This window comes from Micromonospora sp. WMMD734, assembly GCF_049178975.1.
Classification (GTDB): domain Bacteria; phylum Actinomycetota; class Actinomycetes; order Mycobacteriales; family Micromonosporaceae; genus Micromonospora; species Micromonospora wenchangensis.
Window position 1 is genome coordinate 915,565 of the sequence record NZ_JBMHMK010000001.1, and the last position, 16,218, is coordinate 931,782.

General features: G+C 71.3%; 12 protein-coding genes. 6 read left to right on the forward strand and 6 right to left on the reverse strand.

Features of this window, described 5'->3' with window-relative positions; translation table 11 throughout:
* Window positions 1-272 precede the first annotated feature (272 nt).
* Both ACN267_RS04055 and ACN267_RS04060 read right to left on the reverse strand, forming a co-directional pair.
* A complete protein-coding gene (locus ACN267_RS04055; protein WP_421487953.1) occupies window positions 273-785 on the reverse strand; it encodes an O-acetyl-ADP-ribose deacetylase in 513 nt (170 codons plus the stop codon).
* A 165-nt stretch (window positions 786-950) separates the two neighbouring features.
* Window positions 951-1,844: a virginiamycin B lyase family protein gene (locus tag ACN267_RS04060; RefSeq protein WP_421490385.1), complete on the reverse strand. Its 894-nt coding sequence runs from the start codon at window positions 1,842-1,844 to the stop codon at window positions 951-953.
* A 245-nt stretch (window positions 1,845-2,089) separates the two neighbouring features.
* Between ACN267_RS04060 and ACN267_RS04065 the strand changes: the two genes are divergently transcribed.
* Window positions 2,090-2,722, forward strand: coding sequence for a TetR/AcrR family transcriptional regulator (locus tag ACN267_RS04065; RefSeq protein WP_204961647.1), 633 nt, complete (start codon window positions 2,090-2,092; stop codon window positions 2,720-2,722).
* 191 nt (window positions 2,723-2,913) lie between these two features.
* Here ACN267_RS04065 and eccCa read toward each other — a convergent pair whose 3' ends face one another.
* A complete protein-coding gene (gene eccCa, locus ACN267_RS04070; protein WP_421487954.1) occupies window positions 2,914-6,942 on the reverse strand; it encodes a type VII secretion protein EccCa in 4,029 nt (1,342 codons plus the stop codon).
* 116 nt (window positions 6,943-7,058) lie between these two features.
* On the opposite strand from eccCa, the gene eccD reads away from it, so the two are divergent.
* Window positions 7,059-8,378: a type VII secretion integral membrane protein EccD gene (gene eccD / locus ACN267_RS04075; RefSeq protein ID WP_421487955.1), complete on the forward strand. Its 1,320-nt coding sequence runs from the start codon at window positions 7,059-7,061 to the stop codon at window positions 8,376-8,378.
* 79 nt (window positions 8,379-8,457) lie between these two features.
* Here the strand turns inward: eccD and ACN267_RS04080 are convergent, their stop codons facing one another.
* Genes ACN267_RS04080 through ACN267_RS04090 form a run of 3 tightly spaced genes read right to left on the reverse strand, consistent with a single transcriptional unit; the run spans window position 8,458 to window position 9,843 of the window.
* Window positions 8,458-8,820, reverse strand: coding sequence for a hypothetical protein (locus ACN267_RS04080; protein ID WP_421487956.1), 363 nt, complete (start codon window positions 8,818-8,820; stop codon window positions 8,458-8,460).
* Window positions 8,821-8,871: 51 nt separating this feature from the next.
* A complete protein-coding gene (locus ACN267_RS04085; RefSeq protein ID WP_281896069.1) occupies window positions 8,872-9,540 on the reverse strand; it encodes a hypothetical protein in 669 nt (222 codons plus the stop codon).
* 9 nt (window positions 9,541-9,549) lie between these two features.
* Window positions 9,550-9,843 carry a hypothetical protein gene (locus tag ACN267_RS04090; protein ID WP_204961652.1) on the reverse strand — a complete coding sequence of 98 codons (294 nt, stop codon included), beginning with the start codon at window positions 9,841-9,843 and terminating at the stop codon, window positions 9,550-9,552.
* Window positions 9,844-9,902: 59 nt separating this feature from the next.
* On the opposite strand from ACN267_RS04090, the gene ACN267_RS04095 reads away from it, so the two are divergent.
* The 4 genes from ACN267_RS04095 (at window position 9,903) to ACN267_RS04110 (ending at window position 16,217) form a co-directional block, all read left to right on the forward strand.
* Window positions 9,903-10,766 carry a hypothetical protein gene (locus ACN267_RS04095; protein WP_421487957.1) on the forward strand — a complete coding sequence of 288 codons (864 nt, stop codon included), beginning with the start codon at window positions 9,903-9,905 and terminating at the stop codon, window positions 10,764-10,766.
* Window positions 10,767-10,867: 101 nt separating this feature from the next.
* The gene (locus ACN267_RS04100; protein WP_204961654.1) at window positions 10,868-11,203 is read left to right on the forward strand and encodes a WXG100 family type VII secretion target; all 336 of its coding nucleotides are present in this window, start codon (window positions 10,868-10,870) and stop codon (window positions 11,201-11,203) included.
* 20 nt (window positions 11,204-11,223) lie between these two features.
* On the forward strand, window positions 11,224-11,517 hold the full coding sequence (locus tag ACN267_RS04105) for a WXG100 family type VII secretion target (RefSeq protein WP_204961655.1): 294 nt from the start codon (window positions 11,224-11,226) through the stop codon (window positions 11,515-11,517).
* A gap of 149 nt (window positions 11,518-11,666) precedes the next feature.
* On the forward strand, window positions 11,667-16,217 hold the full coding sequence (locus tag ACN267_RS04110; protein ID WP_421487958.1) for a DUF6531 domain-containing protein: 4,551 nt from the start codon (window positions 11,667-11,669) through the stop codon (window positions 16,215-16,217).
* The last annotated feature ends 1 nt before the right edge of the window (window position 16,218 follow it).

The window sequence follows — 16,218 nt, forward strand, 5'->3', positions numbered from 1 at the left end:
CTTCACCCTCAATGCCGTCCGGGAGGCCGCCGATCTCAGCTGCTCCGGGCGGCCCGGTGGCAAAATCGTCCTGCTGCCGTACTCACCACCCGGCGAGACGACGGGGTACGCGATCGGGAGACGATCCGATCACGTACGCCGTCGAGCGGGACCGTGGCGTCTGACCGGCACGTCGTCGCCGTCGCGGAGAACATCGCGCAGGAAGAGCTGCGCCAATGGAACGAACGCCACGTGCCGCCGGCGCAGCCGCGATGGCGAGACGCCCCGGCCGGTCAGTCGGCTGTGGCGGTCAGTGCGGCGTGCAGGTGGTCCCGTGTGTCGTCGTCGAAGGCGACGAGTCGTATCCGGTGCACGTTCGTCGGTGTGGATCTGAGCGTCGCCACGGCGATCCGTGCCGCCCGCTCGGCGGGGAAGCCGTACACACCGGTGGCGATCGCGGGAAACGCCACGGTCCGGGCGTCGAGTTCGTCGGCGACCTGCAGGCTCCTGCGGTAGCAGGAGGCCAGCACCTCGTCCTCGCCGTGGCCGCCGCCCTCCCAGACCGGCCCGACCGTGTGGATGACGTGTCGTACCGGCGGGTCGAGGTCGAACGCCGGCGTCGGCATCGCGTCACCCGGCGGGCAGGGGCCGATCGCGCCTCCTGCCCTGGCCAGCCGGGGACCGGCGGCGCGGTGGACCGCCCCGTCGACACCACCGCCACCCAGCAGCGACTCGTTCGCGGCCGTGACGATGACGTCCACGTCCTCCCGCGTGATGTCGCCCAGCACCACTTCGATCGTCGCCACAGCGGAATCCTGGCACAGATCGGACGACCACGTCGTCACGACCGCGCCTGCTGCGTCAACCACCCGCCGGCCCGTGGCCACCCGTCGGCCAGCGTCCGGTGGTGACGCTGCCGAGTGCCCGGCCCACGACAGACGCGGAAGCACCAGCACACGGCCCGCCCGCCCTCACCGACCTGTGGTGTCGATGCGGGCCAGGATGCCGTTCTCCAGGGCCGCCCACAGGGCGCCGTCGGGTCCGCGGGTGATGCCGTGCGGCTCGCAGTGCGGCGTGGGCAGGTCATGGACTTCGATCGTCCCGTCGGTGGTGATGGAGCCGACCCGGTTACCTGCCCACTCGGTGAACCACAGGGCGCCGCTGCCGCTGGTGGTGATGGCGTGGGGGCGGCCGGCGCGGTCGGGTAGCGCGAACTCGTCGATCGTGCCGTCGGGGGTGATCCGCCCGATCTGGCCGGCGGTGATCTCGACGAACCAGACGGCTGCGTCGGGGCCGGCGATGATCCCTACCGGGGCGGCGGCCTCCGTGGGCAGCGGAAACGTGGTGACGGTGCCGTCGGTGCCGATCCGGCCGATCGCGTTCGCCTGGTTCATCGTGAACCACATGGCGTCGTCGACGCCGGCGGTGATGGCCGACGGGTAGGCACCGGTGACCGGGAGCGGGAACTCGGTGACCGCACCGTCGGTGGTGATCCGGCCGATGCGGTCGGCGTTCATCTCGGTGAACCACAGGGCACCGTCGGGTCCGGGCGCGATGCCGTACGGTCCACCGTCGCGGCTGGGTACGGCGAAGCGGGTGGTCTCGCCGTCGGTGGTGATCCGGCTGATCCGGTGGGCCCGGGACTCGGTGAACCACAGCGCGCCGTCGGGGCCGGGGACGATGATCGTGGGCTGCCCGGCGGGGTCGACGAGGTAGGTGGTGGGTTCCTCGCCCGGGACCACACGTCCGACCTGGCCGCTGTGGGCGAGGGTGAACCACAGGGCGCCGTCGGGTCCGGTGGTGACGCCGTACAGGCCGCTGCCGGCGTCGGCCACCGGGTGTTCCTGGATGACGACGGATGTCACGGGGTTCGCTCCAGTTCGTTGTCGACGGCGATGCGTCCGATCTCGGCGGGTGCGCTGCTCGAAGCCGGTCGGGTCGTCGGGATCGTCGTAGTACGTGTATTTCCCGACGACGATCCCGGGGGAGGTGACCGGCGGCTTGAGAAACACCACACGCGGCTGCGTCGCCACCGGGTGAGGAGCCGTCGGGTCGGTGTCACGGAGAACCTCACTCATTAAGGCTACGGTTGTAGCGATAACCTCCTGGCATGGCGTCGCCACCACCGACAAGCGATCATCCCGACGGGACGATCACCGGCCCCGCGCGCCGACCCGGCGGACGCAGCGCGGCGGTCCGCCGCCGCGTCCTCGACGCCGCGCTCGCCCAGTTGGTCCAGCACGGCTACGACTCCCTGAGCATCGAGGTGGTCGCCGAACGCTCGGGTGTCCACCGCACGACGGTCTACCGGCGCTGGCGGGACGTCGGTGGCCTGCTCGCCGACGTCCTCAACGAGGCGGGTGCCGACGCCTGGCGTCCACCCGACACGGGATCGCTCGAAGGTGACCTGGTCGGGGTCAACCGCGAGGTCTACACCGCATTGACCACCGACCCGGTGACCATCGCGCTGATCACCGCGTCCTTCCGGTCCGAGCGGGCCGCCCAGGCCCTGAGCGCCTTCTGGGCTGGCCGGTACGACCGCTGCGCCGACATCACCCGACGCGCCGTCGAGCGCGGTGAGATTCCGCCGGGCACCGATACGCGCCGACTGCTCATCGCCACCACCGCCCCGCTGTACCACGAGCTCGTACTCCTGCGGGCGGCGACGGACGCGGACCTTCCCCACCGTGTCGCCCGTAGCGCGACCACCGCCGCCCGCGCGGGCGCCTTCGCCGACCCATAGCACAACGCCACCCCGAACGCTTGAGCCATTGTCATCGTGACGGGCAGGTCACGGGCGATGCGGGAGGCCGGTGTCCCATCGACCTGCCCGCCGCGACCGCCGACGAGAAGCTGGAAGCTCGTGACTCCTGTCCCTCCCAGTCCAGAGGGCTCAGGGGCCCGCCGACCTGGCGTTCATCGGTGGATCGAGGCTCAGCTCGGTTCGACGTACGCCAGCTGAACGAGCGTGGGGCGACGGCCGCGACGCATCAGCCGCCCGCGGCCCGGAGGTTGGACGGAGAGGTGGGTCTGCGGCCAGAGTTGGCCCTCCTGCCGTTCACCCGAAAGTAGCAGTCCCGCGCAGCCGACTTCCTTCATTCGTTGCGGCACCGGCTCGTGGATCGCCCGGCCGGCACCTCCGCTTCGCCGCGCCAGCACCAGGTGGAAGCCGAGGTCGCGGGACTGCGGCAGGAAGTCCAGAAACGGGGCCAGCGGCCCGGCCCCGCCGCCGGGGAGCAGGTCGTAGTCGTCGCACAACACCACGACCTCCGGCCCGGACCACCAGGAGCGGGCCCGCAACTGCTCGACGGTCAGCGTGTCCGGGGGCAGCCGCCGGCGGATCTCCTCGGCAACGCCGTGCACCAACCCCTGAGCGGCGCTCGCGGTGCCCGCATAGGCACCGCGATAGGGCTCGGGTACGACGTCCAGCATCGTCCGGCGCAGGTCGATGACCGCGAAGACGACCTGGTCATCGGTGAACTGCGCGGTCAGGTCCCGCACCAGCAGCCGGAGCAGGGAGGTCTTGCCGCTGGCCGCGTCGCCGAAGACGAGCAGGTGCTGGTCGGTGCCGAACAGGTCGAGCATGGTGGGGCGCAGCTCGGCCTCGTCGAGCCCGAGCCGGATCCGCCCCTCGGGTGGCGGCCCGGCGGCCACCTCGGCGTACCCGACCATGGTGGGCAGCATCCGGATGGCCGGGGCGGGCGGCCCGGTCCAGGCCGCGGCCACCCGGGAGACCAGATCGTCCAGGCCCTTCGGCAGCGTGCCGACGTCGTCGATGCCGTCGATGCGCGGCAACGCCACATGAGCCATCAGCGCGTCCTGGGTCAGGCAGCGACCCGGGGTGTCGGCCCGCAGGTTCTCGGCCGCCTGCCGCTTGATCGTCGAGTCCAGCGGATCGTTCAACCTGAACTCGATCTTGGAGCCGATCACCGCCTGGAGCTGCATCCGCAGATCCGCCCAGCGCCCCGCGGTCAACACCAGGTGCACGGCGTAGCCGAGACCCCGCGCACCGATGTCCTGCACCAGGTCGGCCAGATCCTCGAACTCGGTTTTCAGCACCGGATAGTTGTCGATCACCAGTACGACGTCGGCGGCCGGCAACTCGGGCAGCCGACCCTCCCGGTGCATCCGCCGCATGGTGTCGATCGAGTCGATCCCCCGGGCGGCGAAGAGCTCCTCTCGCTCGGTCATCAGCATGCCGACCTCGGAGACCGTCCGGCGGATCCGGTCCGGGTCCAGCCGACCGGCCACCCCGCCGACGTGGGGCAGCCCGGCCAGCGCGTTCAACGCCCCACCGCCCACGTCGATGCAGTAGAACGCGATGTCCTGCGGGGTGTGGGTCAGCGCGGCACCGGCCACCAGGCTGCGCAGGAAGGTCGACTTGCCGGTCTGGGGCGCACCGAGCACGCAGACGTGCCCTCCGCTACCGGAGAGGTCCAGGACGAACGGCTCCTGCTTCTGCTCGGTGGGCCGGTCGAGCAGGCCGACCGGGATCCGTAGCCGTCCGCGCCGCTGGACCGGGGCCACCAGCCCGTACGCGGGATCGGTCTCCAGCGGGCCGGTGACCGCGTCCAGCGGCAGCGCGGCGGGCAGCGGCGGCAACCAGATCCGGTGTGCCTGCCGCCCGTGCTCACGGAGCCGGCCGACCACCACGTCCAGCGTGCTCGGTGCGGTCACGCTCTCGGAGTCCGGGTGCGGCTCGTCGGGGACCAACGGTTTCGGCAGGTGCCGGGCCACGTTGTACATCAGGAAGACCACCGGGTCGGGCGCGGCGTCGACCACCTCCTCGCCGGCCGGCGGCCGGTACGTGTCGGAGACGTACGCCGCCTTGAACCGCTCGAAGACCGTGGTGTCGACCTTCAGATAGCCGGAACCGGGCAGCGACGGCAACCGGTACGCGTCGGGCACCCCCAGCACGGTCCTGCTCTCCTGTTCGTTGAAGGTGCGCAGCCCCAACCGGTAGGACAGGAACGACTCCAGCCCGCGCAGCCGGCCCTCCTCCAACCGTTGTGAGGCGAGCAACTGGTGGACCCCGATCGACCGGCCGATCCGGCCGATGGCGATGAAGAGCTCGATGAAGTCCGGTTTGGCGGTCAGCAGCTCGCTGAACTCGTCGATGATCACCATCAGGTTGGGTAGCGGCGGCAGCGGACGGCCCGCGTCGCGCCGCCTGTTGTACTCGGTGATGTTGGCCAGTTGCCCGGCGTCGAGCAGGATCTGCTGCCGGCGTTTCATCTCGCCCTGGATCGCGTCGTGCAGCCGGTCGACCAGCCCGGCGTCGTCGGAGAGGTTCGAGATCATCGCCGAGGTGTGCGGCAGGTGTTCCAGCCCGGCGAAGGTGGCACCCCCCTTGTAGTCGACGAGGACCAGGCTCAGCCGCTCGGGCGGATGGGTCATCGCCAGGGTGAGCACCAGTGTCCGCAGCACCTCGGACTTGCCTGAGCCGGTCGCCCCGACGCAGAGTCCGTGTGGGCCCATCCCGCCCAGCGCGGCCTCCTTGATGTCCAGGTACGCCGGGCTGCCGTCCGGCCCCACCCCGAACGGGACGGTGAGGAAGTCCGGCAGCAGCCGGGGTGCCCACAGCGCTGCCACGTCGTAGGTCGCCTCGTCGACGATGCCGAGCAGGCCCCGCAGGTCGACGGTGGCCTCCAGCGGGGTGTCGTTCGTGGTGTCGGCGACCAGTCGCAGCGGCGACACCTGCCGGGCCAGCGACTCGATCTCCGACAGGCCGATCCGGTCCACCGTGCCGGCCGGTGCGCCACTCGACCGCCTCCGCCGGTCCAGGATCTCCTCGGCCCGGGTGTCGGTGACCTTCCGCAGATCCTCCACGGTGACCTGATCGCCCACACAGCGCACCCGGACGTCCACGGCGGACGGCTCGAACTGCTGCTCCTCGACCAGCACCACCACCGCCATGCCCAGGTCGTCGGGGTGCAGGCCGGCGTCGAGGTGGCCGAGCGGGTCGACGCGTCCGGCGGAGACCTGGTCGACCACCACGACCAGCCGGCCGCCCCGGAACCGGTGGTGCGGATCGCCGAGGCGGCGGGCCCGGTTGACCTCACCGACACGTCGGGACAGCTCGGCGGCCAGCAGCGACGCCAGGGCCGCAGGCTCTGCGGCGACCAGCCGTTGCGGGGCCGGGCCGTCGTACTCGCTCGGGTGCAGGCAGTGCGGAAACCACTTGAGCCAGTCGAACTCCGGCCCGGCGGTGCCACCGAGCAACCAGGCCAGCCGTACGTCGTCCGGGGCGTGCAGGGTGACCAGTTGCGCCACCAACGCGCGGACCAGGTTGCGGGTGTCGGCCGGGCTGCCGACCACCGAGACCACACCGGTGACCGGCACCGCGACCGGCATGTCGTCGAGCAGCCGGTCCCGGTCCACCACCAGCCGGGCGGCGGCGAGGGTGACCGGATCCAACTCGACGAGCGGGTTGTGCTCGTCGGCCTGGAGGGTGACCCGCCGCCAGAGGCGGTCCTGCCCGCGCCCGACCCGCAGCACGAGGAAATCCGGGTCGGCCAGCCGCCGTTCCCACCGCCGGTGCGGGTCGCGGAGCAGGTCGGGAAGCACCTCCGGAGCGGGGTGGCGGTGCCGGGCGGCGACCCGCTGGGCCGCCGCGTCCGCCCGGATCTGATCGCGTACGCCGTCGATGTACTCCAGGTACCGCTGCCGTTGCCGGGTGAACCGGCGGGCCGTTCCGGTGCGCTGGGTGACGTAGGCGGCGATCCCCCCGAACACCGTGGCGATCAGCATGCCGAGGCCGGCGATCATCATGATCGGGTTCTGGTTGGCCATCATCATGAGCAACATGCCGGCGCCACCCATGATCGGGAGGAAGACCTGCATGACGCCGGCGAACCCGCCGCCACCGTCGGGCATGCCCGGTGGTGGAACCACGTCGAGCGCGGTCGGCTCCGGCTCCGGTGGCGGAACCCGAGCCGGCCGGTGGATCACCCGTTGCGTCATCGCGACCCCTCCCGGGCCGGGCCGATCAGCGCCTCGGCCAGGTGACCGGTAGTGCTTCGACTGCCTAGAGTAGTACCGGTCGACACGCTGAGCCGACCGTGCGGGGACGGAGGGTCATGGCAACCCGATTCACCCGGGTGACAGTGGTGGCTGGCGGACGCGCCCTCGACGTCAGCCTTCCGGCGTCCCGCCCGCTGCTGGAGTTCGTGCCACAGGTGTGCGAGCTGCTCTCGCTGGCCCCCGAGGCGGCCGGTCGGTGGAGACTGTCCACGGTGGGCGCGGGCGGGCTCGACCCGCACCGGTCGCTCGACGAGGCCGGCATCGTCGACGCCGAAACGCTCTACCTGACCCCGCCCGAGCAGGCGCCACTGCCACCGATCGTCGACGACGTCGTCGACGAGGTACAGGCCACCCTGGACGACGACGGCAGCGAATGGCGGGACTCCGCCCGGATGACGGGCTGCGCCGGGTTGGCCGGGGTGGCGGTGTTGACGTTGACGTACGCGATCACCACCACGCCGGTGTCCGCGTCCGTCGCCGCGACCACGCTGGTCGCGGTGGCCGGGCTGACGGCGCTGGCCGGCCGCCTGCTCCGCGCGACCGGTGGGGAGCTCCTGATCGCCTCGGCGGCACCTGCCTGGCTGGTCGCCGGCCTGGCGGTGGCCCGAACGGCCCACTGGCCGGAACCGGCCCGGTACACCGCCGCCGCTCTCGGCGTCGGGCTCGGCGTCGCCCTGCTCGCCCTGGCCGGCGAACGCTGGTACGGCGTCGCCGCCGGTGGCCTGACGATGGCGGTGCTCGGCGGGCTCGGCACCGTGCTGCTCACCGCCGGACTCGATCCGCAGCGCACGGCAGCGGTCGGTGCGGTGGTGGTCGTCTTCGCGGTGGGGCTGGCACCGCAGCTCGCCCTCGGTGCCGCCGGCCTGGTCGACCTGTTGCGCCGCCAGGAGGAGAGCCAGTGGGTCGGCCGGCAGCTGGTCGCGACGGCGGTACGCCGTGGCCAGTCCGTACTCTCCGGCCTGGTGGTCGGCATCGCCCTGGCCGCCACCGCCGTCTGCGTGGTGCTGTTGACGCGGGCCGGTGTCGGTGCGCCGCTCGGCGGGGCGCTGGGGCTGGTGTTCGCGCTGCGGTCGCGGGCCTTCACCCGGCGGGGGCAGGTGCTGCCCATGCTCGTCCCGCCAGTGGTCACGGCCACCGTGGTGGTGATCGGCGGCGTACGACTCGCCGACGCCGACGGGGTGGTCGCGGCCTGGACGACCGTGGCCGGTGTCCTGGCGGTGGCCGCGGTGGTGCTCTGGGCCGGACGGCCGCGCCTGGATGACGTCGGTGCCGCCCGGACGCGACGGCTGTTCGACCTCGTCGAGGTGGTCACGGTGGTCAGCCTGGTGCCGTTGGCGATCGCGGTGTTCGGCGGCTTCGACTGGGCGGCCGGCTGAGTGCCCCGTGTCAGCCCGCCAGGTGGGGAATCCGGCGGACGGGCCACCGGTCGAGTCCGCGGCTGCGCGCATCGACCGATCAGGCGATCCGGGTGGCCGGCGGTTCGGGCGTGACCGGTGCGTCGGGCCCGATCGGCGGGGCGGTCGTCGGCGGCTCGCTGGTGACAGGTGGCTCGGTGACGGCCGGCGTGCCCGTGGCGAACTGCGCGACCGCCCCCGCCGCCCGGGGGCGGCGTTGGTCGGCGAGCAACCCACCGATCGTGGTGATCGCCCAGACCGCCACCAGCAACAGCGCGCCGACGACCAGACTGGCGATCGCTGCCGCGTAGGGACGGCGCAGTTCGCGCGGGCCACGCCGCGACCCGTGCAACAACGCGGCCTTGGCGGTGGCGGTGCGCAGCGTGTGCGCCTCGACCACCACCCGGTCCCGGTTGTCAGCCATGGCCGGCCCGGTGCCGCTCGTCGACCCGGGGCGACCCGGGCCGGCACGCGGTCACTGCGTCGTCCCGTCGGTGCCCGCCAGGTCGTCCGGGCCGGCCGGGGCGATGCTGCGGCCCACCGCGACGATCACGTCGGTGAGGACCTGGTCCAGCTCCGGATGGGGCGTCGCGGCGCTCAACAGGGCGGTCCAGGTGGTGCCGGGCAATGGCAGGAACAGTTGCAGCACCGTCGAACGCACCCGGGTCAGGCCACCCGGCGGCACCGTGGACGCGACGTCGCGGTGCAGCAGTGCCGGGCCGACCGGCGTCTCGACCTCCTGCGTCGTGCCGGTGCGCGGCAGGGTCTGCCGGACCAGGGCGAGACCGGCCGGTTGGGGCGCGGAGTCGAACCAGCCCAGGTGCAGCCCGGCGCTGCCGACCACGCCTGTCGACATCCGACCCAGCTGGATCAGGCTCAACACGGTGCCGGCGCGTTGACAGTCGGCGACGAGTTGCTCGACGAAGTCGAGCGCCGCCCTACGCTCGGCGGCGCGTAGCCGCTGCCCGAGGAACCGTTCGTCCACCAGCCGGGCGGCGTTGCGCTGCCAGGACTCCGGATTGGTGTCCAGCAGCGCCCAGTCCGACGGGATGCCGATCAGCCACGCGAACCCCGGGTGCGGGGCGTGGGGGTTGAGTTTCAGGTCGTGCGCGGGCAGCGGGTCGCGCATGGACACGTCACTCATACCGCGTCCCTACGATTCCTTCGGACGTAACGCGGTAGCCACCTGGTTGTCGAAATCGGCGACCATCTTGCCGATCGCGCTGGAGAGCCCACCCCACTCGCCGATGTTGTTCATCAACTCCAACAGGCTGGTCTTCCATTCGTCACGGAAATCGGAGATCGAACTCTGGATGTCGGCGTGATCGCCGGTCAGCCCGGCGCAGTCGACCACCCCTCGATGGTCGGTCTCCAATTGATCTCCGAGGGTGGTCAGATTTCCGCCTAGGCTCACCAGCGTCGCATAAGGATACTGAACGTACGTCATCCCGCCTCCCCGCTGTCGCGCAGCAAGGGTAACAACCACCGTCTATGTGGGAGAACGAGATGACCGAATACCGACAGGTCGGTCGGACAATGTTGGGGGCCCTTGATCCCCGGCTCACGGCTGTGGTGCGGGCCGAGCGGCACCGTGCGGCGGTCCTCTCGGCCCGGCTCCGGCCGGCGACGGTCGCCGTGGTCGGACCGGATCCGGGTGGCGGTCGCTCGACGGTGGCGGCACTCGTCGCCTCGCTGTTGGCCCGGCACCAGGACGTCGGGGTGCTCGCCGTGGACGCCGGTCGGGGCGGCGGCCTGCACGACCGGCTGGCGGTCCGGCCCGACGGCTCGACCCGGGCGGTGCTGGCCGGTCTCGGCCTGCGCGGCGCGGCCACCGACCGCAGGCCCGCCGTGGGCCACAGGTGGCTGCGGGAACGCCTGTCCCTGGCCGATCGGGCGCTGCTGCTGGCGAGCCCGGTGGGCGATGTCGAGCCGCCGGTCACGGCGGCCGAGTATGGGGCGGTCTCGGCTGCCCTCGGCCGGTGGTTCCCGGTCCGCGTGGTCGACACCCCGCCGTTGACCGTCGATCCGGTCGTGCCGGCCGTGGTGACCCGGGCGGACCGGGTGGTGCTCGTGGCGGCCGACGACGCGCACGCCGGCGGGCGGCTGGCCGACTGCCGGTCCTGGATCGCCCCGTTGCTGCGAGAACCGCTCGACCGGATCGTCGTGCAGGTGCTGACCCGCCGGGACGCGCGGCCCTCCGCCACGGTGCCGCAGCCCGGTGGGCTCGGTGCCGTGCCGACCGAGGTCCTGCCGTACGACCCGGCGCTGCGCGCCGAAGGTGCGCTGCGATGGCCCGAACTCGCCCCCGGCACCCGGGAGGTCATTTCTCGACTGACCGCCCGACTCGTGGAAGATCTGCGACTGCGGTGATCAAATTTCACCTTCTGCGAGATAGGCGACTCAAGTGGTGATCAAACTTTGTCAAGCGTCTATGTTTGGGTGATTGCGGATCGAACTCATGGGAGGCTTCGATGGGCGCGAAGTTTTCGATCACTGACAATGCAGTCAATCAGCACTCCTCCAATCTGGACACATCGGTCGCCGCACTGAACAGTCAGGCGCGCTCCTTCATCAGCGCGATCGAGCCGCTGCCCGCCGTCTGGAAGGGCGCGGCCTTCCAGAGTTGGGACCAACTCACCCAGCGGTGGAACACGGCGATGGCCGACCTCAACAAGGCACTGACCGACATCACCGGACGGGTCGGCTCCGCCGGCCAGCTGTACGACACCTACCACTCGGAGCAGACCAGCCAGTTGCAGTCGACCATGGGGTCGGCCAACTGGGATGGCGCCAAGTTCCGGGCCTGACGGGAGAGGTTACGGGGATCATGGCTGACGTCTTCAGTTACGACGAGTCGACCGCCGGATCGGCGCAGGGCGACATCGCCTCGGTCGCCAACGGGGTCCAGGCGAGTCTCGACGACCTGACCAACTTCGTCACCCGGGTCAAGGCCAACTGGGAGGGCGACGAAATGGAAATCTACAACGGGATCCAGACGCAGTGGAACACCGCGGCGACCACCGTCAAGCAGATCCTCGACTCGGTCAAGCAGGCCCTGGGCCAGACCACCACCTCCGTGCAGGAGATGCGCGGCCAGGTACGCGGCACCCTGCAGGGCTGATCCAGCCTACGGCGGCGTCCGTCCGCCGATCAGATCCGGACGCATCACCTCAGCATGCCGGCGCTCCACCGGCGGCGTAGGGCCGTACCCGGTGAGCCCCGACCGGCGTAGCTGACATCCAGGCGTGGACACGGGAAGGTCCAGGCGAGATGGCGGAATTTCCGGCGCATCTGTTCAGGATGGAAGGCGACCCGTCGGCGATCCGGTCGTCGGCGGCCAGATGGCACAGCTTCGGGTCGGCGGCGGCGCAGGCCGCCAGCGAGATCACCGGACTGGACACCAGTCAGTTCGTCGGGCCGGAGGGCGACCTGTTCCGGCAAGGGCTCAACGCCCAGATGCCGGCGCACCTGCGGATCACCGGCGACGCGTTCGGCAGGGTTTCCGGCGGCCTGACCGCCTTCGCTGACAAGCTGGCCTCGTTGCAGGACCGGATGCGTCCCCTGGCGCAGCGCGCGCCAGCCCTGTGGGCGGCGCTACAGAGGGCCCAGGGTCGCACCGAACGCGCGGCGGAGGCCGACCGGCAGCACCAACGGGAGCTGGACGACCGGCCGCCGGAGGAGAAGGCCACCGCCAAACCCGACCCGTACCGCTCGGACAGCGGGCCGGCCGGGGCGGCGCTCTCGCAGGCCCAGCGGGACTGGGACGAGTGCGTCAGCCAGGCCGGCGCGCTGCGCACCGAGCTGTCCACCGCCGTGCGGGACTGCGTCCGGGTGGTCAACGAGGCCAAGGGCCTGCGGTTCAAGGAGAACCCGAAGTGGTGGAACCTGAAAGGTCAGGCCCAGAACTTCATCCGGGACAACCAGGAACTGCTGCGGCAACTCTCCGGCGCGCTGAAGATCGTCTCGCTGGTCGCCGGACTGCTCTCGTTCATCCCGGTGCTCGCCCCGATCATGGGTCCGATCGCCCTCGCGGCCGGCGCGGCTGCCCTGATCATCGACGCCTCGCTCTACGCGGCCACCGGCAAGGGCAGTCTCACCGACCTGCTGATCGACGCGGCGCTCACCGTCCTGCCCGTCGGCAGGATCCTGAAACTCGGCAAACCGGTCCTGGCCCTGGCCAAACGAGGGTTGCCGGCGCTCGGCAGGGGCCTGGGCCGGGCCCGCTCGGCGCTCGGGGGCCTGCCCCGCCCGAGCATTCCCATGAGGGGGCGCAACTGCGCGGGTGATCCGATCGACGTGGCCAGCGGCGAGGTGGTCCTCACCCAGACCGACGTGGAACTGCCCGGCCTGCTTCCGGTCGTGCTGGACCGCAGTCACCTGTCGTCCTACCGGCTCGGCAGGTGGTTCGGGCCGGCCTGGGCGTCCACCCTGGACCAGCGTATCGAGCTCGACGAGGACGGGGTCTGCTTCGTCACCGAGGACGGCATGGTCCTCACCTATCCGCCGCCCGCGGCCGACGACGGCGCGACCGCGACCATGCCCGAGACCGGGCCGCGCTGGCCGCTCACCCCGACCACCGGCGGCTACCGCGTCGACCAGCCCGACACCGGCCGGAGCCTGCACTTCCAGGCCGTTGCCGACCAGCCCGAACCGGAGGGGGAGGGACCGCCCGTCCAGGTGTTGCCGCTGTGTGCCGTTACCGACCGTAACGGCCATCGGCTCGACCTCGACTGGCGGGCCGGCGAGATCACGGAGCTCCGGCACAGCGGCGGCTACCGCGTCGCGGTGGACACCCTGCGTGGCCGGGTGGCGGCGCTGACCCTGCTCGGCGCGGATGCCACCGAGGACGCTCTGACGCTCGTCCGGTTCGGCTACGACGAGGAGGGCCATCTCGCCGAGGTGACCAACTCCTCGGGCCGTCCACTGCGGTTCACCTACGACGACGAGGGGCGGCTCACCCGCTGGCAGGACCGCAACGAGCAGGAGTACCGCTACACCTACGACGAGCAGGGGCGGTGCACGGCGGCCGACGGGTCGGGCGGATACCTGGCCGCCCGGTTGCACTACGACCCGACCGCCCGCAGGACCACGGTCGTCGACTCCCTCGGCCACAGCACGATCTATCACCTCAACGGACGCGGACAGATCCAACTGCTTACCGATCCGCTGGGTAACGCCACAGCTGCCACCTGGGACGGGCTCGACCGAAAGCTGACAGAAACCGACCCACTGGGGCGAACCACTCGTTACGCCTACGATGACGACGGGAACCTGGTCGAGGTCACCCGCCCGGACGGGGCGCGGGCGACCGCCACGTACGACGACCTGCGCCAGCCGGTGGTCGTCACCGACGTCGACGGCGCGACCTGGCGTCGCGGGTACGACGAGCGCGGCAACCTGACCATGGTCACCGACCCGACCGGCGCCACCACCCGCTACGCCTACGACGAGACGGGTCACCTGGCCGAGGTGACCGACGCGCTCGGCGACACGCTGCGGGTGTCCACCGATGCCGCCGGGCTTGTCAGCCAGCTCACCGAGCCCACCGGCGCGGTGACCAGCTACCGGCGTGACCGGGCCGGCCGGATCACCGAGCTGACCGACCCGGTCGGTGGCACCACCCACCTCGGCTGGACCGTCGAGGGACGGCTCGCCTGGCGGCGCACCCCCGACGGGGCGAGCGAGGAGTGGACCTACGACCCGGAAGGCAACCTGGTCACCCACACCGACCCGACCGGGGCGACCACCGAGTTCGAGATCGGCGCCTTCGACCTGCCGGTGGCACGAACCGGGCCGGACGGCGCTCGGCTGACCTTCGACTACGACACCGAGCTGCGCCTCACCACGGTCACCAACCCGCAGGGACTGACCTGGCACTACGACTACGACCCGGCCGGGCGGCTGGTCGCCGAGACCGACTTCAACGGCCGCGTCCAGACGTACACCCATGATGCCGCCGGCCAAGTCGTGGCCCGGACCAACGGTGCCGGGCAGACCATCGGGCTGGTCCGCGACCTCGTCGGCAACGTCGTGGAGAAGCGCACCACCGAGGGCACCACCACCTTCGGGTACGACCCGACGGGCCGGTTGGTGCACGCCACCTCGCCCGAGTTCGACCTCCGGTTCGACCGGGACCCGCTGGGGCGGGTGCTCACCGAGATCCGGGACGGGCAGGCGGTCACCTCGTCCTACGACCCGCTCGGCCGGCGCACCCACCGACGTACCCCCTCCGGGGTGGAGAGCGCCTGGGAGTACGACGCCGGCCACCGGCCCACGGCGCTGCACACCGGCGGCGCGACGGTCGGCTTCGCCCACGACGCGGCCGGCCGGGAGACCCGTCGCACGGTCGGCAGCCTCGCCCTGACGCAGAGCTGGGACGCCAACCACCGGCTGCTCTCCCAGATCCTCACCGCGAGCCCTGCCGTCGGCGGCGTGCCCGATCTGGTCGCCCACCGCGCCTACCGGTACCGCGCCGACGGCTACCTGGTCGGCATCGTCGACCAGCTCACCGGCGAGCGTCGGCTGGAGCTCGACCGGGCCGGCCGGATCACCGCCGTGCGGGCCGCCGACTGGACCGAGCGGTACACCTACGACGACGCCGGCAACGTCGCCACCGCCACCTGGCCGGGGACCACGGCCGGCGGCGTCGCCGGGCCCGGCACAACGGATGGCGACGGCGGTGCACGGGGCGAACGGGAGTACACAGGCACCCTGATCCGTCGGGCGGGGGACGTGCGCTACGAGCACGACGCCGCCGGCCGGGTCATCCTGCGGCAGGTCAAGCAGCGCTCGACCAAGCCGCTGACCTGGCGCTACACCTGGGACAGCGAGGACCGGCTGGTCGCGGTCACCACCCCGGACGGCACCCACTGGCGCTACCGGTACGACGCGCTCGGTCGCCGGGTCGCCAAGCAGCGCCTCGATGTCGATGGCGGGGTGGCCGAGCAGGTCGACTTCGCCTGGGACGGCCCGCGCCTGATCGAGCAGACCCACCGGGGCGCGACCGGCGACCGCACCAGCACCTGGGAGTACGCCCCCGGCTCGTTCACCCCGATCGGTCAGACCGACGCCGCAGGTGACCAGGGCGAGGTGGACCGCCGCTTCTACGCGATCGTGACCGACCTGGTGGGTACGCCGACCGAGTTGGTCAGCCCGGACGGCGAGGTCGCCTGGCAGCAGCGGACCACTATCTGGGGCCTCCCGACCCATGTCAGTGCCACGGGGGTCGACTGTCCACTGCGTTTTCCCGGCCAGTTCCACGACCCGGAAACGGGCCTGAGCTACAACTTTCAACGCCACTATGACCCCGCTACCGGGCGGTATGCCAGCAGCGATCCCCTCGGTCTGCTCGCCGCTGCCGATTCCTACGGCTATGTCAGCAACCCTACGGATCTCGTCGACCCGCTCGGCCTCGTTCCGTGCCCGCTGCGGCCGGGTGGGCACCAGGTGAACGACGTTGCGCCGCACCGCGTGCTCTCACCCGGCGTCAACCGAGCAGTCGGCAACAAAAACATTGCCGCGGACGGAATGGTGCAGAGTCACCACATCATCCAGAACGAGTGGGCGGTCAACAATAAGATCTCCGGCTATTCCCGCGGTGACGCCCCGGCGATCCTTCTCCGCTCGTCCAGTGGAGAGGCCCATGCTCTCATCAGTGCGGCTCAGCGGGCCCGCCGAACGGCGATGGGCTATTCCACCAGTATTCAGTCTGAGTTTCAGGCCTCTTATCGCCAACTCTTGAATGCCGGTGTCTCGCAGGATGTGGCTCAAAAGGCCATCAAAGATGCATATAAGTACTTCAATGACCTTGGTGCAATCTGAG

Coding starts and splice junctions, on each gene's coding strand:
- ACN267_RS04065 (WP_204961647.1), top strand. CDS start 2,090: ATGGCGTCGCCACCACCGACAAGCGATCATCCCGACGGGACGATCACC.
- eccCa (WP_421487954.1), bottom strand. CDS start 6,942: ATGACGCAACGGGTGATCCACCGGCCGGCTCGGGTTCCGCCACCGGAG.
- eccD (WP_421487955.1), top strand. CDS start 7,059: ATGGCAACCCGATTCACCCGGGTGACAGTGGTGGCTGGCGGACGCGCC.
- ACN267_RS04080 (WP_421487956.1), bottom strand. CDS start 8,820: ATGGCTGACAACCGGGACCGGGTGGTGGTCGAGGCGCACACGCTGCGC.
- ACN267_RS04085 (WP_281896069.1), bottom strand. CDS start 9,540: ATGAGTGACGTGTCCATGCGCGACCCGCTGCCCGCGCACGACCTGAAA.
- ACN267_RS04090 (WP_204961652.1), bottom strand. CDS start 9,843: ATGACGTACGTTCAGTATCCTTATGCGACGCTGGTGAGCCTAGGCGGA.
- ACN267_RS04095 (WP_421487957.1), top strand. CDS start 9,903: ATGACCGAATACCGACAGGTCGGTCGGACAATGTTGGGGGCCCTTGAT.
- ACN267_RS04100 (WP_204961654.1), top strand. CDS start 10,868: ATGGGCGCGAAGTTTTCGATCACTGACAATGCAGTCAATCAGCACTCC.
- ACN267_RS04105 (WP_204961655.1), top strand. CDS start 11,224: ATGGCTGACGTCTTCAGTTACGACGAGTCGACCGCCGGATCGGCGCAG.
- ACN267_RS04110 (WP_421487958.1), top strand. CDS start 11,667: ATGGCGGAATTTCCGGCGCATCTGTTCAGGATGGAAGGCGACCCGTCG.